Annotated in this window: 23 protein-coding genes; 10 read left to right on the top strand and 13 right to left on the bottom strand. The window is 72.0% G+C overall.

Features of this window, described 5'->3' with window-relative positions:
* The first annotated feature begins 76 nt into the window (after positions 1–76).
* Together ABZ876_RS26865 and ABZ876_RS26860 are read left to right on the top strand one after the other, a co-directional pair.
* A complete protein-coding gene (locus ABZ876_RS26865; RefSeq protein WP_055511872.1) occupies positions 77–454 on the top strand; it encodes a helix-turn-helix transcriptional regulator in 378 nt (125 codons plus the stop codon).
* A 244-nt stretch (positions 455–698) separates the two neighbouring features.
* A complete protein-coding gene (locus tag ABZ876_RS26860; protein ID WP_361786275.1) occupies positions 699–1169 on the top strand; it encodes a DNA starvation/stationary phase protection protein in 471 nt (156 codons plus the stop codon).
* A gap of 627 nt (positions 1170–1796) precedes the next feature.
* Here the strand turns inward: ABZ876_RS26860 and ABZ876_RS26855 are convergent.
* The 3 genes from ABZ876_RS26855 to ABZ876_RS26845 are packed head-to-tail and all read right to left on the bottom strand — an operon-like array spanning position 1797 to position 8418.
* Positions 1797–2558, bottom strand: coding sequence for an SDR family NAD(P)-dependent oxidoreductase (locus ABZ876_RS26855; RefSeq protein WP_361786272.1), 762 nt, complete (start codon positions 2556–2558; stop codon positions 1797–1799).
* A gap of 33 nt (positions 2559–2591) precedes the next feature.
* Positions 2592–3434, bottom strand: a complete 843-nt coding sequence (locus tag ABZ876_RS26850; protein ID WP_361786269.1) for a DNA-formamidopyrimidine glycosylase family protein — start codon at positions 3432–3434, stop codon at positions 2592–2594.
* Positions 3435–3480: 46 nt separating this feature from the next.
* Complete coding sequence (locus ABZ876_RS26845; protein WP_361786266.1) at positions 3481–8418, bottom strand: ATP-dependent helicase; 4938 nt, start codon at positions 8416–8418, stop codon at positions 3481–3483.
* A gap of 110 nt (positions 8419–8528) precedes the next feature.
* Between ABZ876_RS26845 and ABZ876_RS26840 the strand changes: the two genes are divergently transcribed.
* From ABZ876_RS26840 to ABZ876_RS26830, 3 genes are read left to right on the top strand one after another with little or no spacing between them, the layout of a single operon-like run.
* Entirely contained in the window at positions 8529–9401 is an 873-nt protein-coding gene (locus ABZ876_RS26840) for an AraC family transcriptional regulator (protein ID WP_361786263.1), read from the top strand.
* Between the two features lie 20 nt (positions 9402–9421).
* Entirely contained in the window at positions 9422–10198 is a 777-nt protein-coding gene (locus tag ABZ876_RS26835; RefSeq protein WP_361786260.1) for an AzlC family ABC transporter permease, read from the top strand.
* Complete coding sequence (locus tag ABZ876_RS26830) at positions 10195–10503, top strand: AzlD domain-containing protein (protein WP_361786257.1); 309 nt, start codon at positions 10195–10197, stop codon at positions 10501–10503. The genes ABZ876_RS26835 and ABZ876_RS26830 overlap by 4 nt, the downstream gene beginning before the upstream one ends.
* A gap of 10 nt (positions 10504–10513) precedes the next feature.
* Here the strand turns inward: ABZ876_RS26830 and ABZ876_RS26825 are convergent, their stop codons facing one another.
* Positions 10514–11458: a hypothetical protein gene (locus ABZ876_RS26825; RefSeq protein WP_361786254.1), complete on the bottom strand. Its 945-nt coding sequence runs from the start codon at positions 11456–11458 to the stop codon at positions 10514–10516.
* An 80-nt stretch (positions 11459–11538) separates the two neighbouring features.
* Here ABZ876_RS26825 and ABZ876_RS26820 point away from each other — a divergent pair, with 80 nt between their 5' ends.
* On the top strand, positions 11539–11733 hold the full coding sequence (locus ABZ876_RS26820; protein WP_361786251.1) for a DUF3046 domain-containing protein: 195 nt from the start codon (positions 11539–11541) through the stop codon (positions 11731–11733).
* A 78-nt stretch (positions 11734–11811) separates the two neighbouring features.
* Entirely contained in the window at positions 11812–13026 is a 1215-nt protein-coding gene (locus ABZ876_RS26815) for an AI-2E family transporter (RefSeq protein ID WP_361786248.1), read from the top strand.
* A 16-nt stretch (positions 13027–13042) separates the two neighbouring features.
* On the opposite strand, the gene ABZ876_RS26810 is transcribed toward ABZ876_RS26815, so the two are convergent.
* The gene (locus ABZ876_RS26810) at positions 13043–13882 is read right to left on the bottom strand and encodes a hypothetical protein (RefSeq protein ID WP_361786245.1); all 840 of its coding nucleotides are present in this window, start codon (positions 13880–13882) and stop codon (positions 13043–13045) included.
* 343 nt (positions 13883–14225) lie between these two features.
* Between ABZ876_RS26810 and recA the strand changes: the two genes are divergently transcribed.
* Positions 14226–15353: a recombinase RecA gene (gene recA / locus ABZ876_RS26805; protein WP_361786242.1), complete on the top strand. Its 1128-nt coding sequence runs from the start codon at positions 14226–14228 to the stop codon at positions 15351–15353.
* A gap of 3 nt (positions 15354–15356) precedes the next feature.
* The gene (gene recX, locus ABZ876_RS26800) at positions 15357–16133 is read left to right on the top strand and encodes a recombination regulator RecX (RefSeq protein ID WP_361786239.1); all 777 of its coding nucleotides are present in this window, start codon (positions 15357–15359) and stop codon (positions 16131–16133) included.
* Positions 16134–16364: 231 nt separating this feature from the next.
* Here recX and ABZ876_RS26795 read toward each other — a convergent pair whose 3' ends face one another.
* From ABZ876_RS26795 to ABZ876_RS26760, 8 genes are all read right to left on the bottom strand, one after another.
* Positions 16365–16766: a rhodanese-like domain-containing protein gene (locus ABZ876_RS26795; RefSeq protein WP_361786237.1), complete on the bottom strand. Its 402-nt coding sequence runs from the start codon at positions 16764–16766 to the stop codon at positions 16365–16367.
* Complete coding sequence (locus ABZ876_RS26790) at positions 16763–17326, bottom strand: cysteine dioxygenase (RefSeq protein WP_361786235.1); 564 nt, start codon at positions 17324–17326, stop codon at positions 16763–16765. The genes ABZ876_RS26795 and ABZ876_RS26790 overlap by 4 nt, the downstream gene beginning before the upstream one ends.
* Before the next feature lie 73 nt (positions 17327–17399).
* The gene (locus tag ABZ876_RS26785; protein ID WP_311710492.1) at positions 17400–17471 is read right to left on the bottom strand and encodes a putative leader peptide; all 72 of its coding nucleotides are present in this window, start codon (positions 17469–17471) and stop codon (positions 17400–17402) included.
* 112 nt (positions 17472–17583) lie between these two features.
* Positions 17584–19179, bottom strand: a complete 1596-nt coding sequence (locus ABZ876_RS26780; RefSeq protein ID WP_361786232.1) for an FAD-dependent monooxygenase — start codon at positions 19177–19179, stop codon at positions 17584–17586.
* Positions 19180–19556: 377 nt separating this feature from the next.
* Positions 19557–20495 carry an amino acid ABC transporter permease gene (locus ABZ876_RS26775; protein ID WP_361786229.1) on the bottom strand — a complete coding sequence of 313 codons (939 nt, stop codon included), beginning with the start codon at positions 20493–20495 and terminating at the stop codon, positions 19557–19559.
* A complete protein-coding gene (locus tag ABZ876_RS26770) occupies positions 20492–21139 on the bottom strand; it encodes an amino acid ABC transporter permease (RefSeq protein ID WP_361786226.1) in 648 nt (215 codons plus the stop codon). The genes ABZ876_RS26775 and ABZ876_RS26770 overlap by 4 nt, the downstream gene beginning before the upstream one ends.
* A gap of 164 nt (positions 21140–21303) precedes the next feature.
* A complete protein-coding gene (locus ABZ876_RS26765; protein WP_361786223.1) occupies positions 21304–22221 on the bottom strand; it encodes a glutamate ABC transporter substrate-binding protein in 918 nt (305 codons plus the stop codon).
* 88 nt (positions 22222–22309) lie between these two features.
* Entirely contained in the window at positions 22310–23086 is a 777-nt protein-coding gene (locus ABZ876_RS26760; RefSeq protein WP_361786220.1) for an amino acid ABC transporter ATP-binding protein, read from the bottom strand.
* 359 nt (positions 23087–23445) lie between these two features.
* Here ABZ876_RS26760 and ABZ876_RS26755 point away from each other — a divergent pair, with 359 nt between their 5' ends.
* Complete coding sequence (locus ABZ876_RS26755) at positions 23446–24132, top strand: response regulator transcription factor (protein ID WP_361786217.1); 687 nt, start codon at positions 23446–23448, stop codon at positions 24130–24132.
* The last annotated feature ends 3 nt before the right edge of the window (positions 24133–24135 follow it).

The following is a 24135-nucleotide window of genomic DNA, read 5'->3' as shown; positions in this document are numbered from 1 at the left end:
CCCGCACGGCCGCGGCGCAAGGCGGTACGGTGGGGCGTGAAGGATGCGGCTACGCGGTCCGAGGAGGGAGCCACCGATGATTCTGCTCCGTCGCCTGCTGGGTGACGTGCTGCGTCGGCAGCGCCAGCGCCAGGGCCGTACTCTGCGCGAAGTCTCCTCGTCCGCCCGAGTTTCGCTCGGCTATCTCTCCGAGGTGGAGCGGGGGCAGAAGGAGGCGTCCTCCGAACTGCTCTCCGCGATCTGCGACGCGCTGGACGTACGGATGTCCGAGCTCATGAGAGAAGTGAGCGACGAGCTCGCGCTCGCCGAGCTGGCACAGTCGGCAGCGGCCACCGAGCCGGTGCCCGCACCGGTGCGTCGCCCGATGCTCAACTCCGTGTCCGTCGCCGGTGTCCCACCGGAACGGGTCACGATCAAGGCGCCCACCGAGGCAGTGGACGTGGTCGCCGCCTGACACCCGCACACAGGGCGGGCAGGCGGTGATGTGTGCGAGAGCCCCGGCCGGGGCCCCTCCAGAAGACCTGGAGGCGGTGCGGCCGGGGCTCTCGTGCGTCCTGGGCGGTGACCTCGGCCGGTGCCGCCCGGGGCCACAGGGGGCCGGCCCGGCGGGCGCGCGGCCCGTTTGCCGGGCCCGTGGGGTCCGGTCATCGTGGAGTGGCGGGGGCTCGGGACCGTACGCACGCTCACGGAGGATGCCGATGTACGTCGTAAAGAGCCCGCTGTCCGACACGGACCTCAAGACCGTCTCCGAGGCCCTCCAAGGAGCCCTGGTGGACCTGGTGGACCTCTCTCTCGTGGCCAAACAGGTGCACTGGAACGTGATCGGGCCGCGCTTCCGCTCCATCCATCTCCAGCTCGACGAGGTCGTCGAGCTGGCGCGGCGGCACTCCGACACGGTGGCGGAACGGGCCTCGGCGCTCGGCGTTCCGCCGGACGGGCGCGCCGTGACCATCGCCCAGCGCAGCGGCATCGGAGCGGTGCCTCAGGGCTGGGTCAAGGACACCGACGCGGTGGGCACGCTCGTCTCCGCGCTCGGCGCGGTGATCGCACGTATGCGGGAGCGGGTACAGGCGACCGCCCAGCCGGACCCGGTGAGCCAGGACATCTTCATCGGCATCACCGCGGACCTCGAGAAGCACCACTGGATGTTCCAGGCGGAGAACGGGTGAGAGGAACGGGCGCGCGGGCGTGCCACGAGGGGCCACCGGCTCGCCTGGTGGGGCCGGGCGCGGGGGAGGGCGTGCGCGGGATGCGCCGTGTGCGACAGATGCCGGGGTCATGCGCTGGGTCCAGTGCGCCTGTGTGCCGCTGGTGCGCCCTCCCTGGTGGTGACAGGGCGGTCTAGGGTCTGGTTCCTCGGGTTGGAGGTGACGGCCATGGCGGGGCGCGCGGCGCGCTGGGGGGCGACGCTGGCGCTGGGTGCGCTGTGGTGGTGGGGGGCACTCCGACTCGTGCTGGCACCCGATGCGGGGGTGCTGGAAGGTGCGGTCGCAGCCGGGGGGTGGGGGTTGAGCCTGCTGCCGGTGCACTGTGTGCCGAAGACCCGGGCCGTGGGGGCGGGCGGGTCGGACCGGTGGGCTCGGTCCTGGCGCCGGTGGTGGACCGCGAGGGAGCGCGGGAGGGGCGCGCAACCGGGGTGAGGGTGGGTGCAGGGGGGCGTGCGGGGTCGGCTGGAGACGGCGTCCGGGGGCATTCAGGTGGCTCCTGGGGGCGGTTTGTGGCCGGCCCGGCCGCCAGGCCGGAACGGCTTCTGCGTGGAACCGCGCGGCCGCGCACCGACACAGGCCAGGGGTGTCTCACCAGGGCATCGAGACACCGCCGTTCGGGCGGAGAATCTGGCCCGTGGTGAACGAGGCGGCGTCGGAGGCCAGGTGCAGGACCGCGTGGGCGATGTCCTGCGGTTCACCGACCCGGCCGAGCGGTGACAGCCGGGCCATCGACGCCTCCGTCCGTTCCCGGGTCTCCCCGTGCCGGTCGGTCATCGGTGTACGGGTCCATCCCGGCGCCACCGCGTTGACCCGGATCCCATGCCGTCCGACCTCGGCCGCCAGTGTCTTCGTCAGCTGCACCACGGCCGCCTTCGCCACGCCGTAGCACAGCAGCCCCGGACCGCCGGTGTCGATGGCGCCCGACGCCATGGTGACGATGCTGCCTCGGACACCGTCCGCGATCATGCGGCGGGCCGCCTCCTGGCAGGCGTAGAGCACGCCCTTGAAGTTGACGGCCAGCACCCGGTCCAGGTCCTCGTCCCGGGTCTCCAGCACGGGGCTGCTGTGCATGATCCCGGCGATGGCCGCCATCGCGTCGAGGCGCTCACAGGAGGCGACCGCCTGCTCCAGCGCCGCTCGGTCCGTCACGTCCAGCGGGTGGAGGTGTGCCGTGCCGCCGCGATCCTTGATCAAGGCCGCCGTCGCCTCCAGACCGTGTGCGTCCCGGTCCGCGCAGTGCACGGTCGCGCCCGCCTCCGCGAACAGCACGGCCGAGGCCCGGCCGATACCGCCGGCGGCGCCGGTGACGAAGGCGGTGCGTCCGCTGAGGTCGTACGCCGTGACGGGCATGGCCCCGACGGTACGAGGCTATCTGACGGGTCGTCAATTAGCTGGACGAGGGCGGTTGTCAGGGAGGTCTGCCGGGCCCTGCGGCGGAGCAGGCCCCCACTGGCAGGCCGGGCACCAGTAGGTGGGGCGCTCACGGGAGCCGTCGCCCTGGTCGGCCACCCCGACCGGGGTGCCGCAGCGCAGGCAGGGACGGGACGCACGGCCGTAGACGAAGAGGTTCTGCTCGCGCCGTCCCGTGGTGTTGCGGGCCGGGCGGTCGCGGTTCGCCTCCAGCAGCCGCCGGGCGAGGGCAGGCAGCCGTGCGGCGTGCTCGGCAGGGAGGGCGCCGACGGGCAGCCATGGGGTCACCCGGAGCAGGAAGCACAGCTCGCTCTTGTAGACATTGCCGATGCCCGCCAGGTTGCGCTGGTCCAGCAGGGCCTCGCCGAGAGGCCGGGCGGGGTCGCGCAGCAGGTTCTCCAGGGCCAGATCCGGATCCCAGTCCGGGCCGAGGAGGTCCGGGCCGAGGTGGCCCACGGCGCGGGGCTCGTCGGCGGTGCGGAGCAGCTCCAGAACGGGCAGCCGGTAGCCGACGGCCGTGCGGTCGGCGGTGCCGAGGATCGCCCGGATCTGGTGGGCCGGGCCGCCGCTCCAGCGCTCTCCTGCCGCGAATATCCTCCAGGCGCCGTCCATCTTCAGGTGCGAGTGCAGGGTGAGTCCGCCCTCGATCCGGGTCAGCAGGTGTTTGCCGCGCGGGGTGACGTCGAGGACGGTACGTCCGGTCAGGTCGGCCGTGGCGTACCGGGGCACCCGCAGATCGGAACGGGTCAGCACCTTCCCCGCGAGCGCCCCGTGCAGACGCTTCGCGGCCAGGTACACGGTGTCGCCTTCGGGCATGGGTCAAGGGTGACACGTCGGGTGCCGTCGCCGGGGCGCCGGAGGCTTACGCGCGGATGCGCAACCCTCGCGGGGTCGCGACGAACCCGGCTCCTTCCAGGAGGATGCCCAAGGAAGACGTGAGGGCGGACGTGCCGTTGACGCGCTCGACCGTGACCGTGCCCAGGGCGCCCTCCCGCGCTGCCGACCCCAGAGCCTCGGCGGCCGCTCGCAGACGCGCGTCGTCCGTCGGCTTGGCCTCCGGGTCGGAGGGCCAGGCCAGCAGGGACTTGCCGCCGCGTTCCATGTAGATCGCCAGCTCGCCGTCGACCAGGACCACCAGCGAACCCGCTTTGCGCCCGGGCTTGTGCCCCGCGCCCGTGGGCGGCTCGGGCCAGGCGAGCGCAGCGCCGTATGCGTTGGCCGGGTCGGCGGCCGCGAGGACCACCGTGCGAGCCGGGCCGGTGGAGCGGGTGCGGTTCGGCGGAAGCCCGGGTCCACGCTGCCCGTACGGCGAGCGGGGGCCGGATTCCACGGCGGGCCCGGAACCAGAGCGCGGGCCTCCGAAACCAGGGGCGGACAGCGGGTCGGAGAGCGCCGGATCCATGGTGAAGGGGTCGTCGAACCCAGTGGCGGACGGGGCACCGAAGCCGTCGTGGTCTCCGGTGCCGGACGATGGTGCGTAGGCCCCGGTGGGCCCGTTCGTGAAGACGTTCGCGAAGCCGTTGCCCGTGGCCGTCCCCGCCCCGGGCAGCGGCTCGCCCCGCTCGCGTGCGTTCGCCACCGCGCGCAGCCGGTCCACCGCGCCGTCCATCGCGAACTGTGCCGCACCGAGCCCTTCGACGACATAGCCACGCCGGGCCTGTCCACTGTCCTCGAAGGCGGACAGAACACGGTAGACGGCCGAGAAGCCGCCCTCCACGCCCTCCGCCGCCACCGCGCCCCGGGTCACGACACCATGCCGGTCCAGCAGGGTCCGGGCCAGGGCGTGGGCGCGGACGGTGGGGTCCGCCTCGCGGGCGGGCAGCAGTGACCAGCGGCCCGCGACGGTCGGTGGGCCCGTACGGGACTGGGGACGGGCGGCGGCCGTGAGCGAGCCGTAGCGGCCGCGCGGGAGGGCGCGCTTGGCGCGGTGTGCGGTGGAACCCGCCGTGCGGCCCGAGCCGAGCAGCGACCGCATCGGCGCCAGTGTGTCGTTCGTCAGCCGGCCCGACCAGGCCAGGTCCCAGATGGCGTCGGCCAGTTGAGGGTCGGTGACGTCCGGGTGTGTCGTGGCCCGGACCTGGTCTCCGATCTGCCGGAAGAACAGGCCGTAGCCCCCCGAGAGGGCGGCCAGGACCGACTCGTGGAGCGCGGTCGGCTCCAGCGGACGCGGGTCGGGCAGCAGCAGGGGGGCCGTGTCCGCGAGGTAGAGGGAGATCCAGCCGTCCTTGCCGGGCAGCGCACCCGCGCCCGCCCACACCACCTCGCCGGCGGCCGTGAGCTCGTCCAGCATCGCGGGCGTGTAGTTCGCGACACGGGACGGCAGGACGAGCTTCTCCAGGGCGGAAGCGGGCACGGACGCGCCCTGGAGCTGTTCGATCGCGCGCACCAGACCGTCCACGCCCCGCAGACCGTGCCCGCTGCCGACGTGCTGCCACTGCGGCAGGAACTGCGCCAGCGCGGCCTCGGGCACCGGCTCCAGCTCATGCCGCAGCGCCGCCAGCGAACGCCGCCGCAGCCTGCGCAGCACGGTCGCGTCGCACCACTCCTGGCCGATCCCCGCCGGATGGAACTCGCCCTGGACGATCCGGCCGGACGCCGCGAGCCGTTGCAGCGCGCCCTCGGTGACGGCCACCCCGAGGCCGAAACGCGCCGCCGCGGTGGCCGATGTGAAGGGACCATGGGTGCGCGCATATCGCGCGAGAAGGTCTCCGAGCGGGTCCTTGACCGGCTCGGTGAAGGCCTCGGGGACACCCACCGGCAGCGCCGTGCCCAGCGCGTCCCGCAACCGGCCCGCGTCCTCTACCGCCGCCCAGTGGTCGGCGCCCGCGACACGGACCTTGATCGCGCGGCGGGCGGCGGCCAGCTCGGGCGCCCAGTGCGGCTCGGCCCCCCGCTCCACCAGCTCGGCGTCGGTGAGCGGGCCCAGCAGCCGCAGCACGTCCGCCACCCCCTCGACGTCCTTGACCCGCCGGTCCTCCGTGAGCCACTGGAGCTCCCGCTCCAGCTCGACCAGCACCTCCGCGTCGAGCAGTTCCCGCAGCTCCGCCTGGCCCAGCAGCTCCGCCAGCAGCCGGGAGTCCAGCGACAGCGCGGCGGCGCGCCGCTCGGCGAGCGGGGAGTCCCCCTCGTAGAGGAACTGGGCGACGTACCCGAACAGCAGCGAGCGGGCGAACGGGGACGGTTCCGGGGTGGTGACCTCTACGAGCCGTACCTTGCGGGACTCGATGTCCCCCATCAGCTCGACGAGACCGGGAACGTCGAAGACGTCCTGGAGGCACTCGCGGACCGCCTCCAGGACGATCGGGAACGAGCCGAATTCGCTCGCGACCTGGAGCAGCTGGGCCGCCCGCTGGCGCTGCTGCCACAACGGGGTACGGCGGCCGGGGTTGCGGCGCGGCAGCAGCAGAGCACGGGCCGCGCACTCGCGGAACCGGGACGCGAACAGCGCCGACCCGCCGACCTGGTCGGTGACGATCTGGTCGACCTCGCCCTTGTCGAAGGCGACGTCCGCCGCGCCTACGGGTGCCTGCTCGGCGTCGTACCCCCCGCCCGCCTTCGACGGCTCCTGGTCGAGCAGGTCCAGGCCCATCAGATCGGCGTCGGGCAGCCGCAGCACGATGCCGTCGTCGGCGTGCATCACCTGGGCGTCCATGCCGTACCGCTCGGCCAGCCGGGCGCCCAGGGCGAGCGCCCACGGGGCGTGGACCTGCGCACCGAACGGGGAGTGCACCACGACCCGCCAGTCGCCCAGCTCGTCACGGAAGCGCTCCACGACGATCGTGCGGTCGTCCGGGACGTGGCCGCAGGACTCCCGCTGTTCGGCCAGATACGACAGCACATTGTCCGCCGCCCAGGCGTCGAGTCCCGCGGCCAGCAGCCTCAGCCGCGCGTCCTGCGCGGACAGCGAGCCGACCTCGCGCAGGAACGCACCCACCGCCCGTCCCAGTTCGAGCGGGCGGCCCAGCTGGTCGCCCTTCCAGAAGGGCAGCCGGCCGGGGACACCGGGCGCGGGGGACACCAGCACGCGGTCGCGTGTGATGTCCTCGATCCGCCAGGAGCTGGTGCCCAGCGTGAACACGTCCCCGACCCGGGACTCGTACACCATCTCCTCGTCCAGCTCACCGACCCGGCCGCCGCCCTTCTTCGGATCGGACCCGGCGAGAAAGACCCCGAAGAGCCCGCGGTCGGGGATCGTGCCCCCGGAGGTGACAGCGAGTCGCTGGGCACCCGGGCGCCCGGTGATCGTGCCCGCCACCCTGTCCCACACCACGCGCGGGCGCAGCTCCGCGAAGGCGTCGGAGGGATAGCGGCCCGCGAGCATGTCCAGCACCGCGGTGAAGGCCGACTCGGGGAGCGAGGCGAAGGGGGCCGCCCGGCGGACCGTGGCGAGGAGATCGTCGAACTGCCAGGTGTCGAGCGCCGTCATGGCGACGAGCTGCTGAGCCAGCACGTCCAGCGGGTTGGCCGGAACCCTCAGCGACTCGATCGAGCCGGAACGCATCCGCTCGGTGACCACGGCCGCCTGGACCAGGTCGCCCCGGTACTTGGGAAAGACCACACCCGTGGAGACCGCTCCTACCTGGTGTCCCGCGCGGCCCACGCGCTGGAGCCCGGAAGCCACGGACGGCGGCGACTCGACCTGGACGACGAGGTCCACCGCACCCATGTCGATGCCCAGCTCGAGGCTGGAGGTGGCGACCACGGCCGGCAGCCGGCCCGCCTTCAGGTCCTCCTCGACCAGGGCACGCTGCTCCTTGGAGACCGAGCCGTGGTGGGCGCGTGCGAGCACCGGCGGAGCCCCCTGCGCCGCGCCCGAGCCGCCCATCAGCTGGGCGGGGGAGTGGTGCTCCTCCAGTGACTCGCCGGTGGCCCTCTCGTAGGCGATCTCGTTCAGCCGGTTGCACAGCCGCTCCGCGAGACGGCGCGAGTTGGCGAACACGATCGTGGAGCGGTGGGCCTGGACCAGATCGGCGATCCGCTCCTCGACATGCGGCCAGATGGACGGGCGCTCCGCACCCTCGGACCCGTCGCTGACCGGGGAGCCGCCCAGCTCGCCGAGGTCCTCGACGGGGACCACGACGGACAGGTCGAACTCCTTGCCGGACCCGGGCTGGACGATCTCGACCTTGCGGCGCGGGGAGAGGAAGCGCGCCACCTCGTCCACCGGGCGGACGGTGGCCGACAGGCCGATGCGGCGCGCGGGCTTCGGGAGCAGCTCGTCGAGGCGCTCCAGGGACAGCGCGAGATGCGCGCCCCGCTTGGTGCCCGCCACCGCGTGCACCTCGTCCAGGATGACCGTCTCCACGCCCGTCAGCGCATCGCGCGTGGCGGACGTCAGCATCAGGAACAGCGACTCCGGCGTGGTGATCAGGATGTCCGGCGGACGCGTGGCAAGGGCGCGGCGCTCGGCGGCCGGGGTGTCGCCGGAGCGGATGCCGACCTTGACCTCCGGCTCGGGCAGGCCGAGCCGGACCGACTCATGGCGGATGCCCGTCAGCGGACTGCGCAGGTTCCGCTCGACGTCGACCGCGAGGGCCTTCAGCGGGGACACGTACAGCACCCGGCAGCGCTTCTTCGGGTCGGCGGGCGGCGGGGTCGACGCCAGCTGGTCGAGCGCGGCGAGGAACGCGGCCAGCGTCTTGCCGGAGCCGGTCGGGGCGACCACGAGCACGTCCGAGCCCTCGCCGATGGCACGCCATGCCCCGGCCTGGGCCGCGGTGGGCGCGGAGAACGCCCCCGTGAACCAGCCGCGGGTCGCGGGCGAGAAGCCGTCCAGGGCTCGGTGTGCGGGACTGACCATGTCCTCAATCCTGCACCCGCCCACTGACAACCACTCCGACCTGGGCAGACGCGCGCATCGCGGATGGCGGGCCGGTCCGGTTCCGCCGGGCCGTGCCGCAGAATGGGGCCATGGCAGGTTCCGGGGAGCGGGCGCGGCACTGGCAGTACGAGGACCTGCCGGGCGTCGACCTGCTGCGGGCCCGCTACATCCACAAGACCTTCGTGCGGCACACCCACGAGAACTTCGTGATCGCGGCCATCGCCGACGGCGTCGAGATCTTCCACCACCGTGGTTCGAACCAGTACGCGGGTCCGGGAGCCCTGGCGCTGATCAACCCGGACACCGCGCACACGGGCCGGGCCGGCGTGCCGGAAGGCTGGCGGTACGGGGCGGTCTACCCGTCGCCGCAGCTGGTGGCCGAGATCGCCGCCGAGACCACGGCCATCCGCGGCACCCCCGGCTTCGCCGTCCCGGTGCTCGAGGATCCGTACACCGTCGGCCTGGTCCACGAGGTGCTCCGGGCCGCGGACGAGGGCAACGCGCTCGCCGCCGACACCCTGCTGCGGGTCGCCGTGACCCGGCTGCTGCGGCGGGGTGGCGGGCCGATGCCGCAGCGGGCCGTGCGCACCGCGGGAGCCCGTGCCGCCGCACGCGCGCGTGCCGTGCTCGAGGAGCGGATGACGCAGCCCCCGACCCTGGAACGGCTCGCCGCCGACCTCGGCATCAGCCCCTTCTCGCTGCTGCGTGCCTTCCGTGACACCTACGGCATGCCACCGCACGCCTGGTTGACCGATGCCCGCGTCCGCCGGGTGCGGCGGCTGCTGGACGCCGGGACCGCACCCGCTCAGGCGGCGGTCGCGGTCGGCTTCACCGACCAGCCGCACCTCAACCGTCACTTCACGCGGATCGTGGGCGTGCCTCCGGGGGCCTACCAGAGGGAGCGCAGGGGGGACGGCGCCCGGGCCTCCGGGCGCAAGAACGTACAAGACCCGGGGGAGTGACTGCCTGTACCGTCCGGGGCGTGACGGAACAGACCGCTCTCGCGGACATACACAGGTCGGACGGGGGGAAGCCGGACGCCGCCGTCGTCCGGGACGCCCTCGGGGTCGGGGTCGCGGTCGGCCTGTCCGGCTTCGCCTTCGGGGTGACCTCGGCCGGCAGCGGGCTCACGCTGCTCCAGACCTGCGCGCTCAGCCTCCTGGTGTTCACCGGCGCCTCGCAGTTCGCGCTCGTAGGCGCGCTCGCGGCGGGAGGCAACCCGTTCACGGCGGCCGCGGGTGCCTTCTTCCTGGGGGTGCGGAACGCGTTCTACGGGCTGCGGCTGTCGCAGTTGCTGGCCCTCCCGCGCGCGGTGCGGCCGTTCGCCGCCCAGTGGGTCATCGACGAGACCACCGCCGTGGCGCTCGCCCAGCCGACCCGGCGAAGTGTCCGCATCGGCTTCACCGTGACCGGGCTGTCCCTGTACGTGCTGTGGAACCTGACCACGTTGCTGGGGGCCGTCGGCGCGCAGGCCATCGGCGACACCAGGGCGTGGGGTCTGGACGCCGCCGGGCCCGCGGTCTTCCTGGCGCTGCTCGCGCCGATGCTGCGGACGGCCACGGAGCGTGCTGTGGCGGGCGCGGCCGTCGTACTGGGGCTCGGGCTGCTGCCGGTCCTGCCCGCCGGTGTCCCGGTCCTGGCGGCGGCGCTGGCGGCCCCGGTCGTCCTCTTTCTGGAGGGCCGCCGGTCGGCGGCCGCTCGGGGCGCGGGGACCGATGCCCCGCAGGGGGCCGACGGGGAACAGGGGGGAGACCGTTGAACGTCTGGATCGCGATCGGTGCCACCGCCCTTGGCTGCTACGCCGTCAAGCTCCTCGGTCTGCTCGTTCCGGCCGGGGTCCTGGACAGGCCGCTCGTCCAGCGGCTCGCGGCCCTGCTGCCCGTCGCCCTGCTGGCCGCCCTCACGGCCCAGCAGACCTTCGCCGACGGTCGTGTCCTGGTGCTGGACGCCAGGGCCGCGGGGCTCGCCGCGGCCGCCGTAGCGCTGCTTGTGCGGGCCCCCTTCCTGGTCGTCGTCGGGGCCGCGGTCGTGGTGACGGCGGGGTTGCGCGCACTGACGGGCTGAACGACCGGCGTCAGCCGATGGCCCGTCCGTACGCCCGGAGCGTGCGCAGCGCCTCGATGGTCACCATGGGGCGGCACTCCAGGGCCGTGCCCGGCGCCCACTGGCGCCACCGGACGGGCCAGCCGCCGTCCTGCCCCTGTTCGCCCGCGAGGTGGTCCAGGGCACGGGCCATCTCCTCGTCGGTGAACCACGCGCGCGCGAGGGAGTCCGGCGTACGCGCGAAGTCGTACGGGAAGTGGTGCTCGTCCGGCGCGTACCCGGGCGCGACGGGGTAAGCCTCCGGGTGGCCGGGGTCCAGGCAGGCGAGCCGTTGCTCCCGCACCAGGCGGCCCAGCCGGTCGGCGGCCGCCTCCGCGCGCGGCCGGTCGGGCGCGGAGTCCAGGAACGCCACCGCCGCCTCCACCTCGTAGGGATGCGTGGTCCGCAGGGACTCGACGGCCTGCCAGCAGAAGTCGGTGGCCCGGAACAGCCATGCGTGCCACACCTCGTTGCGGTGCAGCAGGCCCACCACCGGCCCGGTGGCGAGCAGGTCGCCCGGCGGATCGTCGACGACCGGCACGAAGGGAGCCGCCGGGTAGCCGCGCTGGCTCGGATGGATCGCCGGAAGAGCACCGTCCGGTGTCGACACGGCGGTCAGATAGCGGCACACACGCTCCACCCGCTGTCCGCCGCAGCGCCCGATCGAGTCCAGGACGCGCAGCGCGTGCGCGGTGTGCAGAGGCTGGCTGACCGGGCCCCGCAGGTCGGGTTCGAGGGCATGACCGTACCCCTCGTCCTCGTTTCGGTAGGCGGCCAGCGCGGTCTCCACCGGGTCGGCGCCACCGCCCAGGAAGTGGTGCGCGAAGCGGCGCTGCTCCAGCACGCGCGCGGTGAGCCAGACGAACTGCTCGGCGCGGGAGAGCGGGGTGTGCGCCGGGGGCGCAGCGGGGAGTGGGGATGCTCCGGATTCGGCCATGGGTCAGACCGTAGGACGGAAAGCGGTCTCGGCGAGAGGTACCGGGCAGGGCCCACTCTCAGGGGCGTGATACTGGTGTCATGCGGTTGACGGTCTTCTGGCAGAGGATGGCGGATCACTTCGGTGAGGCGTACGCCGACACCTTCGCGCGCGACCATGTGATGGCGGAGCTGGGCGGTCGCACGGTGCACCAGGCACTGGACGCCGGCTGGGAGGCCAGGGACGTGTGGCGGGTGGTGTGCCGGGCCATGGACGTCCCGCACGAGAAGCGCTGAGGGCACCCCGGAAGCGCCCGGCGCCCGAGGATCCGCAGGTGGTACCCGATTGTCGTTCGCGTCGGGGAGACTTGCCCCGTGGCCCCGACAGACGAGACCGCACAGGTCGCCCAGCAGGAATCACCGCTCGGCACACCCCCGCCCGACCGGCCCCCGGCGGGTGACGGCGCCGTGCCGCGCGCCCGCATGCCGCGCTGGCTGCCGCGCGCCATGGTGCTGGCGCTCGCCCTCATCGCGGTGTTCCAGCTGGGCAGCTGGGCGTTCCACCAGCTCACCAGCCTGCTGATCAACATCCTCATCGCGTTCTTCCTGGCGCTGGCCATCGAGCCCGCGGTGAGCTGGATGGCCTCCCACGGCATGCGCCGGGGACTGGCCACCTTCCTGGTCTTCCTCGGTCTGGCGATCACTGTGGCCGGATTCGTCACGCTGCTCGGCTCGATGCTCGCGGGCCAGATCATCAAGATGGTCGACGGTTTCCCGGCCTACCTCGACTCCGTCATCCACTGGATCAACACCACATTCCACACCCAGCTCAGACGCGTGGACGTGCAGGACAGCCTGATCCACTCCGACTGGCTCAGGAAGTACGTCCAGAACAGCGCCACCGGCGTGCTGGACGTCTCCGCGCAGGTGCTGGGCGGTCTCTTCCGGCTGCTGACGGTCGGGCTGTTCTCCTTCTACTTCGCCGCCGACGGGCCCCGGCTGCGGCGCGCGCTGTGCTCGGTGCTGCCGCCCGCCCGCCAGGCCGAGGTGCTGCGCGCCTGGGAGATCGCGGTCGACAAGACGGGCGGCTACCTGTACTCGCGCGGACTGATGGCCCTCATCTCGGGCATAGCGCACTACGTCCTGCTGGAGGCGCTGGGCATCCCGTACGCGCCCGTGCTCGCCGTCTGGGTGGGTCTGGTCTCGCAGTTCATCCCCACCATCGGCACCTATCTCGCGGGCGCCCTTCCGATGCTGATCGCTTTCACCGTGAACCCCTGGTACGCGGTGTGGGTGCTGGTCTTCGTCGTGGTCTACCAGCAGTTCGAGAACTACATGCTCCAGCCCAAGCTGACCGCGCGGTCCGTGGACATCCACCCCGCGGTCGCCTTCGGGTCGGTCATCGCGGGCACCGCCCTGCTCGGCGCGGTCGGCGCGCTGATCGCCATCCCCGCGGTCGCGACCCTCCAGGCGTTCCTGGGGGCGTATGTGAAGCGGTACGCCGTCACGGACGACCCGCGTGTCCACGGGCACCGGATCCGCGGCTCGGGGAACCTCACCGTGCGCCTGCGGCGGCTCTTCACCCGCTGAGCGCCGCCGGCCGGGCTCACCAGGTGAGCGCCGCCCAGACTCCCGCGCCGAGCACGGCGGCCGTGTAACCGCCGGCCGCCGCGCGCACGATGCGCTGCCTCGCGGCGGAGCTCCAGGCGGTGCGGGACAGCAGCCAGGCCAGTGCGGGCAGCACCAGCACCGCATGCAGGCCGACCGCGTGCAGGGGCTTGAGCGGCGCCGTCGAGTGGTATGCCGCCTCCTGGTGCCCGGTGCGGGACAGCACGACCCCGCGCGCGATCATCACCGCTCCCGACAGCAGCGCCACGATCAGGATCGCGAAACCGCAGCGCAGTGCGAGCGGCATGCCCGGGGGGCCGTCGGGCACGTGCCGGAACGCGGCGGCGGCGAACACCGAGAGCACGACGGCCAGGACGCCGCCGCCCGCCGCGAGCGTCATCGCGACCCCGGTGTCGAAGGGCGTGGAGGTGTTGAGGTGCGAGGGGACGTGACGCCACGCCTGGAGGGTGATTCCGGCGACCTCCACGACGCAGTCGGCGGCGAAGACGACGAGCAGCGCCGTGCGCGCCCGCGCACCGATGCGCAGGTACGACGTCACCCAGGTGACCGCGATCAGCGTCAGTCCGAACGAGAGCCCGAACGTGATGGGCTTGCGCCAGGAGACGGGACCGTCCCAGGGGCCGCCGTCGACGGCGAACACCAGCAGATGGGCCAGCCCCGACAGGACGAGGGCGGTGCCGGTCGCCAGACAGAGGCGTTCGCCGGGGCGGGCGGCGCGCCACACCGTGCTCGCCCGGCCGGCGGGGACCGGGGCGGCGGCGCCGGACGGGCGGGCCGGGGCGGTGGCGGCGGCGATGCGGATTCCGTGTCGGTCCATGGGGACAGCGTCGGGGCGAGGGGCCGCCGGGTCGTCGTACCGACGGAGACTCCTGCCGTACGCCCCGCGAAGCAGAGTCCCGCCGCGGCCGGGCACCGGCGTTGTCGGTCCGCGAACGTAGGCTCGGAGATGCCACGCGGTGCGCTTGACACAAAAATCGAACATCCATTCTTATGGAGCCTCCGGCTCGGCTCTCCGCGGGATCCGCGGGACTTCGACGCGGTTTTCCTGGAGAAGTGCCCGAGTTATCCACAGGCCGGACGAGCGTCGGGGCGCATTGTCAGTGGCAGGCGTTAGCGTCTTTGACGTGAAGCGATCGACTCAAGCAAACCGGGTGGAACCCATGGCAGGTACCGACCGCGAGAAGGCCCTGGACGCCGCGCTCGCACAGATTGAACGGCAATTCGGCAAGGGCGCGGTCATGCGCATGGGCGAGCGGTCCAAGGAGCCCATCGAGGTCATCCCGACCGGGTCGACCGCGCTCGACGTGGCCCTCGGCGTGGGCGGTCTCCCCCGCGGCCGAGTGGTGGAGATCTACGGACCGGAGTCCTCCGGTAAGACGACCCTGACCCTGCACGCGGTGGCGAACGCCCAGAAGGCCGGTGGCCAGGTCGCCTTCGTGGACGCCGAGCACGCCCTCGACCCCGAGTACGCGCGCAAGCTGGGCGTCGACATCGACAACCTGATCCTCTCCCAGCCCGACAACGGCGAACAGGCGCTGGAGATCGTGGACATGCTGGTCCGCTCCGGCGCTCTCGACCTCATCGTCATCGACTCCGTCGCCGCGCTCGTCCCGCGCGCGGAGATCGAGGGCGAGATGGGCGACAGCCATGTGGGCCTTCAGGCCCGTCTGATGAGCCAGGCCCTGCGGAAGATCACCAGCGCGCTCAACCAGTCGAAGACCACCGCGATCTTCATCAACCAGCTCCGCGAGAAGATCGGCGTGATGTTCGGCTCCCCGGAGACCACGACCGGTGGCCGGGCGCTGAAGTTCTACGCCTCGGTGCGTATCGACATCCGCCGCATCGAGACCCTGAAGGACGGCACGGAGGCGGTCGGCAACCGCACCCGCTGCAAGGTCGTCAAGAACAAGGTCGCCCCGCCCTTCAAGCAGGCCGAGTTCGACATCCTCTACGGACAGGGCATCAGCCGCGAGGGCGGCCTGATCGACATGGGCGTCGAGCACGGCTTCGTCCGCAAGGCCGGCGCCTGGTACACGTACGAGGGCGACCAGCTCGGCCAGGGCAAGGAGAACGCGCGCAACTTCCTGAGGGACAACCCCGACCTGGCCAACGAGATCGAGAAGAAGATCAAGGAGAAGCTGGGCGTCGGCGTGCGGCCCGAGGAGCCCGCCGCCGAGCCGGGCGCGGACGCGGCGAGTGGCACGCCCGCCGCCGCGGAGACCGCCAAGACGGCGTCCGCACCGACGGCCAAGGCGACCAAGGCCAAGGCTCCGGCGGCCAAGAGCTAGCCCGTGACACGGCGAACCGACTGGGCCGAGTACACCCTCCCGGTGGCCCCCAAGGGGCGGGGGAGCCGGGGCGACGGGGGGTCGGCCGGGGGCGGCGACAGGGCGTACGAGGACATACGGGGCGACGCGGATGCCCGGGGTGCGGGCACTCCGTGGGGCGACGGCCGCGCGCACGGGGGGCGCGGACGGGAGCGGCGGCGGGGTTCCGGGGAACCGGCCGACGGTCCACAGGACGGAGGGTCCGCTTTCTCGTCGAGGGCCGAGAAGGGGGAGCCCCCGGCGGACCCGGTGGAGCGGGCACGGGCGATCTGCCTGCGCCTGCTCACCGGGACACCGCGTACGCGGAAGCAGCTCGCGGACGCCCTGCGCAAGCGGGAGATTCCCGAAGAGGCGGCGGAGGAGGTGCTGTCGAGGTTCGAGGAGGTCGGGCTCATCGACGACGGTGCCTTCGCGGACGCCTGGGTGGAGTCCCGGCACCACGGCCGGGGCCTGGGCCGCCGGGCGCTCGCGCAGGAGCTGCGTACGAAGGGCGTGGACTCCGCGCTGATCGACGAAGCGGTGGGGCAGCTCGACGCCGAGCAGGAGGAGGCCACCGCGCGCGAACTCGTCGCCCGCAAACTGCGCTCGACACGGGGCCTCGACCGCGACAAGCGCCTGCGCCGCCTCGCGGGCATGCTCGCTCGCAAGGGCTACCCCGAGGGGATGGCCCTGCGGGTGGTCCGCCAGGCACTGGAGGACGAGGGGGAGGACACGGAAGGGCTGGACGAGGGGGAGTTCTGAGCGCGCGGGCCGCTCGGTGGCACGGAAGCGGTATGCGGGACGCGGGATGAGGTCCCGGTCGCAGGCGACACGGCTCGGCAGGCAACACGCGGCCCGGTCGGAAGCGATACGCGGTCCGGTGGGGAGCGATACGCGGCCCGGTGCGCCCGGCATGGGACGCGAGCCCTGAACGCGGTGGACGCGCGGGGGCGCCGATCGCGTTCAGGGCTCGTAAGGCCCGCCCGCCGCGGCCTACGGTGCCACCGGCAACTCCGCAGCCTTCCATGCCTGGAAGCCGCCCACCAGGTCCGTGGCGCGGTGCAGCCCCAGTTGGCGCAGGGAGGCGGCGGCGAGGCTCGACGCGTAGCCCTCGTTGCAGACGATCACCACGCGCAGGTCGTGGCTCGTGGCCTCGGGGACACGGTGGCTGCCCTGTGGATCCAGGCGCCACTCCAGTTCATTGCGCTCGACGACGAGGGCGCCCGGGATCAGCCCGTCCCGGTCGCGCAGGGCCGCGTAGCGGATGTCCACGAGCAGGACGTCCCCGGCGCTTGCGGCCTCGTACGCCTCTTTCGCCTCCACGCGGTCGAGGCCCTCACGGACCCGTTCCAGCAACACGTCGATGCCTGTGGGGTTTTCGGGTACGGACGTCACTGCCAGTCCTCCGGGCGCTCGACCTGCTCCAGGCGCAGTACCTGCCCTGTGCGACTGTAGCGGCGGATCCGCGGCAGGGGCGGGTAGTAGGCGTGGACCGAGACCGCATGTCGGTCGGGGGACTCGTTGAGCACCTCGTGCACATGGTGCTGCCCGAAAGAGCGGCCCCTGCCCGCCGTCAGCCGTCGCTCCCGGTCCACCCCCTCGGTGAGTTCCAGGGTCTTCCAGCCGTCGGACGGCAGCCGGGCCGCGAGGGAGTTCTCCTTCAGTTCGCCCGATGCGGTGACGAAGGCGCCCACCGAGTCGGCGTGGTCGTGCCAGCCGGTGCCCGTGCCGGGCGGCCAGCCGATCAGCCACGCCTCGCTGCCACCGGGGCCCTTCAGCCGTACCCAGGTACGGCCTTCGGGGTCGAGGGGGAGCGAGGAGACCAGCTTCGCGTCGGCCGCCGTGCGGCGCGCGAAGTCGAGCAGCTCGGTCTGTGTGGGGGCGGGGGCGGGGCCGGAAGAGGAGGGGAGGGGAGAGACAGGGGGGACCGATGAGACAGAAGGGTGCAGAGACAACGGGACCGTCCTGAGGTTCGCGTGGAGCGCGCGGTGGTGCCAGACGGCGCGCGCGGGTGAAGGGGTGGCGAGATCAGCAGGACGGACGACACACGCAGCCCGCATAGCGGACGAGGTCCATATGGACCCTCCGCCACAGGTGCACACAGGTGTCGGTCACGATCCGGAGTACACCATGGTGGTGCCGACGGGTCAACTCACCGTCACCATGTGGACCCCGTGGTGACGGTGAGTGCGAGGGAGGCGTCCCGTGCCTCTCACCCAGCGTTCGCGGCGGCCTGTTCCTTCGCCGGGCCGCCCAGCGTCGCCTCCGCCGCCCGGTACAGGTCCGCCGGCCGTACCCCGCTCAGCGCCGTCACCAGATGACCGTCCGGGCGGACCAGAAGGACCGTATGGGCGGCCGCGCCCGGGTAGCTCTCGGCGACCAGCAGTTCCGCGGGGTGCGGCAGGGCCGTCACCGCCGCCGCCAGCCGGGGCATGATCCCGGCCGACACCCAATGCTTGCGCTCCCACACCCCGGTGCCCGGCGCCACCAGCACCACCAGCAGCGATCCGCGCCCCAGCCGGTCCCGCAGCCGTACGAACGAACCGTCCTCGGCGGTCACCCGCACATCCGCGACCACCGCGCCCGGCTCGGTGTCCAGCCGTGCCTCCGAGTCGCTCGGCGCAGGCGTGAGCGGTGAGCCGGCGTATGTGCCCGGCGCACCCAGCGCTCCGCGCCCCAGATGGCCGTCCGAGAGCAGCGCGTCCTGGCCGCGCGCGGACCCGGGAACGTACGACCGCAGGTTTCCGCCGCCGCGCAGCAACGGCAGCGCCTGGTCGGCGGCGCGCAGCCGGGCCGCGACCACGGCACGGCGCTCGGCCTGGTAGCTGTCGAGCAGTGTCTCGCTCGGGCTGTGGTGCCAGGCCAAGGCGAGTTTCCAGGCGAGGTTGTCCACGTCCCTGAGCCCCTCGTCCAGGCCCTGGGTGCCGAGTGTGCCGAGCAGATGCGCGGCGTCCCCGGCGAGGAAGACCCGGCCGACGCGCCAGCGGCGGGCGAGCCGGTGGTGGACGGTATGGACTCCGGTGTCCAGCAGTTCGTACGACGGTGCCGGCTCACCGGTCCAGCCGGTCAGCGTCTCCCGGATACGGGCGATCAGCAGCTCGGGCGTGACCAGGTCCTTGCCGGGCGGCAGCAGCCAGTCCAGGCGCCAGACGCCGTCCGGGAGAGGGCGCGCGGTGATCTCCCCGGCCGAGGGGCCCGGCATCCGCCACGGCGGCGTCCGGTGGAGCAACGCCTGGCCGGGCCAGGGCAGTTCCGTCCGCAGCGCAGCGACGGCGTGCCGCTCCACCGCCGTACGGCCGGGGAAGCGGATGTCCTGGAGCTTGCGCACGGTCGAGCGCGGGCCGTCGCAGCCGACGAGGTAACTGCCGCGCCACCACGTGCCCTTGGGGCCGCGGGTGTGGGCCGTGAGGCCCGAGGACTCCTGTTCGATCGTGTCGAGGCGGCTGTCCGCGGCGAGCTCGACCAGCGGCTCGGCCGCGACGGCGGCCCGCAGGGCGCCGGTCAGGGCATGCTGGGCGATGTGCAGAGGGGCGGGTTCGGCATCGCCGAAGGAGACCTCGCGCATCACCTGCCTGCGCCTGACCGACCGCCAGCCGACCCAGTGCAGCCCGGTCCCCCCGAGCGGGGCCCCCGCAAGCCGCTCCACGAGCGTGGCCGTGTCCTCGCGCAGCACAACCGTGCGCGCCGCACGTGGCGCGTCCCTGCCCGGCCCCTCGTCGAGGACGACCGACGGCACCTCCTGACGGGCCAGCGCCAGTGCGAGCGTGAGCCCGACGGGCCCCGCTCCGACGACGATCACCGGGTCCACGGCGCGGCGCCCCCTGCCCGCAGCGGTGTTCTGACGGACTGGTACGAACACAGGAGGGGAGCAGGGCGAACGATCACAGAACGTATGCAACCCACTGCCGAGGCTGCCGTCAAGCGAGGCAGTGGCCCGGGCCGGGAGCCGCCGCCCCCCCGATCGCCGTCGGCAAGGAGATCACCCGCCGGCCACACCATGGTGATCGGTGACAATCCGGTGGGCGTGGACTCGAAGCAGCACGGCCCGTGCCCCGCGCATCAGGTGCCGGGCGTAGTCGTTCGCAGGCTCCCGCGGCGCTTCCAGGGGTGACGTGACGGCCGGCTCCATCCGCCATGCCGCGGAAGGAACCGGCCGTCTTGCCGTTGCGGGCCCACGACCGCCCGTCAGGGCCGCGGCTCGCGGTCGGTCGTGGGACCGAGTGGGCCGCCCGAGGCGTCGAGCACTCCGGGCGCTTCGGCGGGCTCGGCCGCCGCCGCCACGGCGACACCGGTCTTCGCGCGGCGCCCCCGTCGTTCGATCCAGTTCGCGAGCGAGGAGAGGGCGAGGCACATCGCGATGTAGATCGCGCCCACGACGATGGTGACCGCCGTGAACGGGTTCTCCCCATTGACGATGATGTTGTTGGCCATCGTCCGGGTGGCGAACAGAAGCTCCGTGTAGGTGATGACGTAGCCGAGCGAGGTGTCCTTCAGGGTCACCACCAACTGGCTGATCATCGTCGGCAGCATGGAGCGGATCGCCTGCGGCAGCAGGAGCGTCGTCATCACTTGGTACTTGCGCAGGCCGAGCGCGTAGGCAGCCTCCACCTGTCCCCGGGGCACGGCGTTGATGCCCGCGCGGAACACCTCCGCCTGCACCGAGCCGTTGTAGATGGTCAGACCGATGACGAGACCCCAGAACGCGGTGTTGTCCCCGATCACGCCGAGGTCTTCCTTGTAGGTGAGGAACAGCACCCACAGGGCGTAGATGGTGATGAGCAGCGGGACGGCACGGAACAGCTCGATGAATCCGGTCGCGAACCAGCGGACCGCCCGGTGCTCCGACAGCCGCGCCACGGCGAGCAGCAGCCCGACGACCAGGGACAGCGCCCCGGCCACGGCGAACACCTTCAAGGTGGTCAGCACACCGTCGCGGATGTTGGTGCGCACGCCGGCGTTGTTGAAGATTTCCCAGACCTTCGGATCCAGCTGGCCCTTGGCATCGAGCCGGTACACGGCGAAGGCGAGCAGCGCGACAAGCGCCAGCGAGCCGAGCACCGAGTAGATGCGGTTGCGCACCCGGGCCTTGGGGCCCGGCGCGTCGTACAGAACGCTTGCAGTCATCGCGCGACCCCCAGGCGCCGCTCCAGCAGCCGGAACAGGCCGCTGATCGAGAAGGTGACGACGAGATAACCCAGAGCCACCCAGAGGAAGATCCAGGTGATGGCGAAGCCCTTGTCGCTCAGCAGCTTCTGCACACCGAACAACTCGGTGACGCTGAACGCGCCCGCGATCGCCGAGTTCTTCGTCAGCGCGATGAAGATCGAGCTCAGCGGCGCGATCACGGTGCGCGTCGCCTGCGGCAGGACGATCATGCGCAGTGTCTGCGAGAAGGTCATGCCGAGGGAGCGGGCGGCCTCCGCCTGACCCAGGGGCACGGTGTTGATGCCCGACCGCACCGCCTCGCAGACGAACGCCGATGTGTAGAAGCCCAGCGCGAGCAGGGCCTTCGTCCACGGGCTCAGGCCCGGCACGAAAATGACCGGGACGACGAACCAGGCGATGAGGAAGAGAAGCGTCAGGGGGGTGTTCCGGAAGAGGGTGACCCACGCGGTTCCGAACATCCGCAGCGGAGGGACCGGGGAGACGCGGAACCCGGCGATGACGACACCCAGTGTCATCGCGAGAAGTCCGCTGGCGAGGGTCAGCAGGACGGTGCCGATGAACCCCTCGCGGAATTCCGCGAGATGGTCGAGCAGTACGTTCACGGGGAGGTCCTCGTGGCGATGTGCGGGCAGGGAAGGCCGTGTCGGGGGCGATGGCGCCGGAGGCGTCGCCGGGACGGGCCGACCGGCCACCGCCGACCCGCAGGGCACCGGGTCGGCGGCGGCCGGCTCACTCGACGCCGCGAGGGCGACGTCTCAGCGGCGCGTCAGTAGCGGCTGACGGCCGGCGGCTCCGAGTACGGGGAGCCGGACAGGCCGAGTGTCGCCTCGTACGCCTTCTTGTAGTCGCCGTTCTTCTCGTGCTTCTCCAGCGCGTCGTTCACGGCGTCACGCAGCGCCTTGTCGTCCTTGTTCATGCCCACGCCGTACGGCTCCTTGGTGAACGGCTTGCCGACCACCTTGAGCTTGGTGGGGCGCTGCGCGGCATAGCCCTTGAGGATCGCGTCGTCGGTGGTGACAGCGTCGACCTCGTTGTTCAGCAGCTGCTGCACACACTCGGAGTACTTCGACAGCTCGACGGTCTTCGCGCCGTACTTCGGCTTCTTGATCTCCTGCAACGGCGTCGAGCCCTTGATGGAGCAGACCGTCTTGCCCTTGAGCGAGTCGGGACCGGTGATGCCCTGCTCGTCCTTGCGCACGAGCAGGTCCGCGCCTGCCAGGAAGTACGGTCCCGCGAAGCCGACCTGCTTCTTGCGCTCGTCGTTGATCGTGTACGTGCCGACGTACAGGTCGACCTCGCCCTTGGAGATGGTGGTCTCGCGGACGTTGGAGTCCACGGTCTTGAACTCGATCTGGTCGGGCTTGAAACCGAGGTCGGCGGCGACCATCTTGGCGATTTCGATGTCGAAGCCGGACCGCTTGCCGGTGGTGTCCTCGAAGCCGAGGTACGGCTGGTCGTTCTTGGCGCCGATGACGAGCTTGCCCGCCTGCTGGGCCTTCTTCAGCGTGGCCGAGTCGATTTTCACATCGCCGGCGACGGCGTACGTCGGCAGCTTGGGCGCGTTCGCCCCGGTGCTCTCGCCGGCGGGCTGGTCACCGGCGTTGCCGGATTCGCCGCCACAGGCCGTCAAGGCCAGTGCCAGGGCGGTGAGGACTGCTGCGGGGGCGGACTTGCGGAACTTCATGGTGGACATCCTTAGAGTCGGCGGGTTTCGGCGTTGTCTGGGACCCGACCCGGACGCAGCGGGCACGGGCGGCGACGCGGGGCCGGTGTCAGTGGTGGAGGATCTTCGACAGGAAGTCCTTGGCCCGGTCGCTGCGCGGGTTGCTGAAGAACTGGTCGGGAGCAGCCTGTTCGACGATCCGGCCGTCGGCCATGAACACCACCCGGTTGGCGGCCGAGCGGGCGAAGCCCATCTCGTGTGTGACGACCACCATGGTCATGCCGTCCTGGGCGAGCTGCTGCATGACCTCCAGGACCTCGCTGATCATCTCGGGGTCCAGGGCGGAGGTCGGCTCGTCGAAAAGCATCACCTTCGGGTCCATGGCCAGCGCCCGAGCGATGGCGACACGCTGCTGCTGGCCGCCGGAGAGCTGCGCCGGGTACTTGTCCGCCTGGGTGCCGACGCCGACCCGGTCGAGCAGGGTACGCGCCTTCTCCTCGGCCTTCTTCTTGTCCGTCCTGCGGACCTTGAGCTGGCCGAGCATCACGTTCTCGAGCACGGTCTTGTGCGCGAACAGATTGAAGGACTGGAAGACCATGCCGACATCGGCGCGCAGCCGGGCCAGTTCCCTGCCCTCCTGGGGCAGCGGCTTGCCGTCAATCAGGATCTCGCCCGAGTCTATGGTCTCCAGGCGGTTGATGGTGCGGCACAGGGTGGACTTTCCCGACCCCGAGGGGCCGATGACCACGACGACCTCACCACGGGTGATGGTCAGGTCGATGTCCTGGAGCACGTGCAACGCGCCGAAGTGCTTGTTGACGTTCTTCAGGACGACCAGTTCGTCGGTCGCGGCCACCGAGTCCTTGGCCACCGATACTGCGGTCATTGCTGGTTGGCTCCGTCCTCACTCGGTTTCGGAGGACAGTAATAACGTGGTGCGACCAGCGTCATTACATCTGAGGGAGATCTGAGCATCACGATCCGGTAGCGGCCGGACACATGCCGTAGCCGGAGTGCTCAGCCCGGTACCGGCTGAATAACGGTAGGCCTCCGCAACCGGAAGCCTCTTGACGCCGTCCGTGTTCATCGGCGTGACTGCCATGGTGCACGCGCACGCGTGCACCTGTTCGTGCGGATGACGCCTTCGCTCGTGTGGATGACGCCTTCCAGTACAGGGCGCTGACCGGCCCTTGTACAGGCCGACACCGAGCGGGGACCTTGGACCTGAGACCGGAGGGGGCCGGCATGAGACTGCTTCTTGTCGAGGACGACAACCACGTCGCGGCCGCCCTGTCCGCCGTGCTGGCGCGGCACGGCTTCGACGTCACCCACGCCCGCAACGGCGAGGAGGCCCTGCGGGCGCTGGTCCCCGAAGGCTCCGGCTTCGGCGTCGTCCTGCTCGACCTGGGCCTGCCCGACCAGGACGGCTACGAGGTCTGCGGCAAGATCCGCAAGCGCACCAGCACTCCGGTGATCATGGTCACCGCGCGCTCCGACGTGCGCTCCCGGATCCACGGCCTGAACCTCGGCGCCGACGACTACGTGGTCAAGCCGTACGACACCGGGGAACTGCTCGCGCGCATCCACGCCGTCAGCAGGCGCACCCCGCACCTGGACGACACCGGCGCCACCGAGACCGTGGTGCGCCTCGGCCCGGTGCACATCGACCTGCCCACCCGCCGGGTCAGCGTGGACGGTTCCACGGTCCAGCTGACCCGCAAGGAGTTCGATCTGCTCGCCCTGCTGGCCCAGCGCCCGGGTGTGGTGTTCCGCCGTGAGCAGATCATCAGCGAGGTCTGGCGGACCAGCTGGGAGGGGACCGGGCGCACTCTGGAGGTGCATGTCGCCTCCCTGCGCTCCAAGCTGCGCATGCCCGCGCTGATCGAGACCGTGCGTGGCGTCGGGTACCGGCTCGTCGCCCCGGCCGCGTAGCGG

The sequence above is a fragment of the Streptomyces sp. NPDC046931 genome (assembly GCF_040644655.1).
In the GTDB taxonomy this organism is placed as follows: Bacteria; Actinomycetota; Actinomycetes; order Streptomycetales; family Streptomycetaceae; genus Streptomyces.
This window is presented reverse-complemented; position numbering and strand designations above follow the sequence as displayed.

Coding starts and splice junctions, on each gene's coding strand:
- ABZ876_RS26845 (WP_361786266.1), bottom strand. CDS start 8,418: ATGGTCAGTCCCGCACACCGAGCCCTGGACGGCTTCTCGCCCGCGACC.
- ABZ876_RS26755 (WP_361786217.1), top strand. CDS start 23,446: ATGAGACTGCTTCTTGTCGAGGACGACAACCACGTCGCGGCCGCCCTG.
- ABZ876_RS26765 (WP_361786223.1), bottom strand. CDS start 22,221: ATGAAGTTCCGCAAGTCCGCCCCCGCAGCAGTCCTCACCGCCCTGGCA.
- ABZ876_RS26850 (WP_361786269.1), bottom strand. CDS start 3,434: ATGCCCGAAGGCGACACCGTGTACCTGGCCGCGAAGCGTCTGCACGGG.
- ABZ876_RS26860 (WP_361786275.1), top strand. CDS start 699: ATGTACGTCGTAAAGAGCCCGCTGTCCGACACGGACCTCAAGACCGTC.
- ABZ876_RS26820 (WP_361786251.1), top strand. CDS start 11,539: ATGCGGTTGACGGTCTTCTGGCAGAGGATGGCGGATCACTTCGGTGAG.
- ABZ876_RS26855 (WP_361786272.1), bottom strand. CDS start 2,558: ATGCCCGTCACGGCGTACGACCTCAGCGGACGCACCGCCTTCGTCACC.
- ABZ876_RS26840 (WP_361786263.1), top strand. CDS start 8,529: ATGGCAGGTTCCGGGGAGCGGGCGCGGCACTGGCAGTACGAGGACCTG.
- ABZ876_RS26825 (WP_361786254.1), bottom strand. CDS start 11,458: ATGGCCGAATCCGGAGCATCCCCACTCCCCGCTGCGCCCCCGGCGCAC.
- ABZ876_RS26760 (WP_361786220.1), bottom strand. CDS start 23,086: ATGACCGCAGTATCGGTGGCCAAGGACTCGGTGGCCGCGACCGACGAA.
- ABZ876_RS26775 (WP_361786229.1), bottom strand. CDS start 20,495: ATGACTGCAAGCGTTCTGTACGACGCGCCGGGCCCCAAGGCCCGGGTG.
- ABZ876_RS26865 (WP_055511872.1), top strand. CDS start 77: ATGATTCTGCTCCGTCGCCTGCTGGGTGACGTGCTGCGTCGGCAGCGC.
- recA (WP_361786242.1), top strand. CDS start 14,226: ATGGCAGGTACCGACCGCGAGAAGGCCCTGGACGCCGCGCTCGCACAG.
- ABZ876_RS26810 (WP_361786245.1), bottom strand. CDS start 13,882: ATGGACCGACACGGAATCCGCATCGCCGCCGCCACCGCCCCGGCCCGC.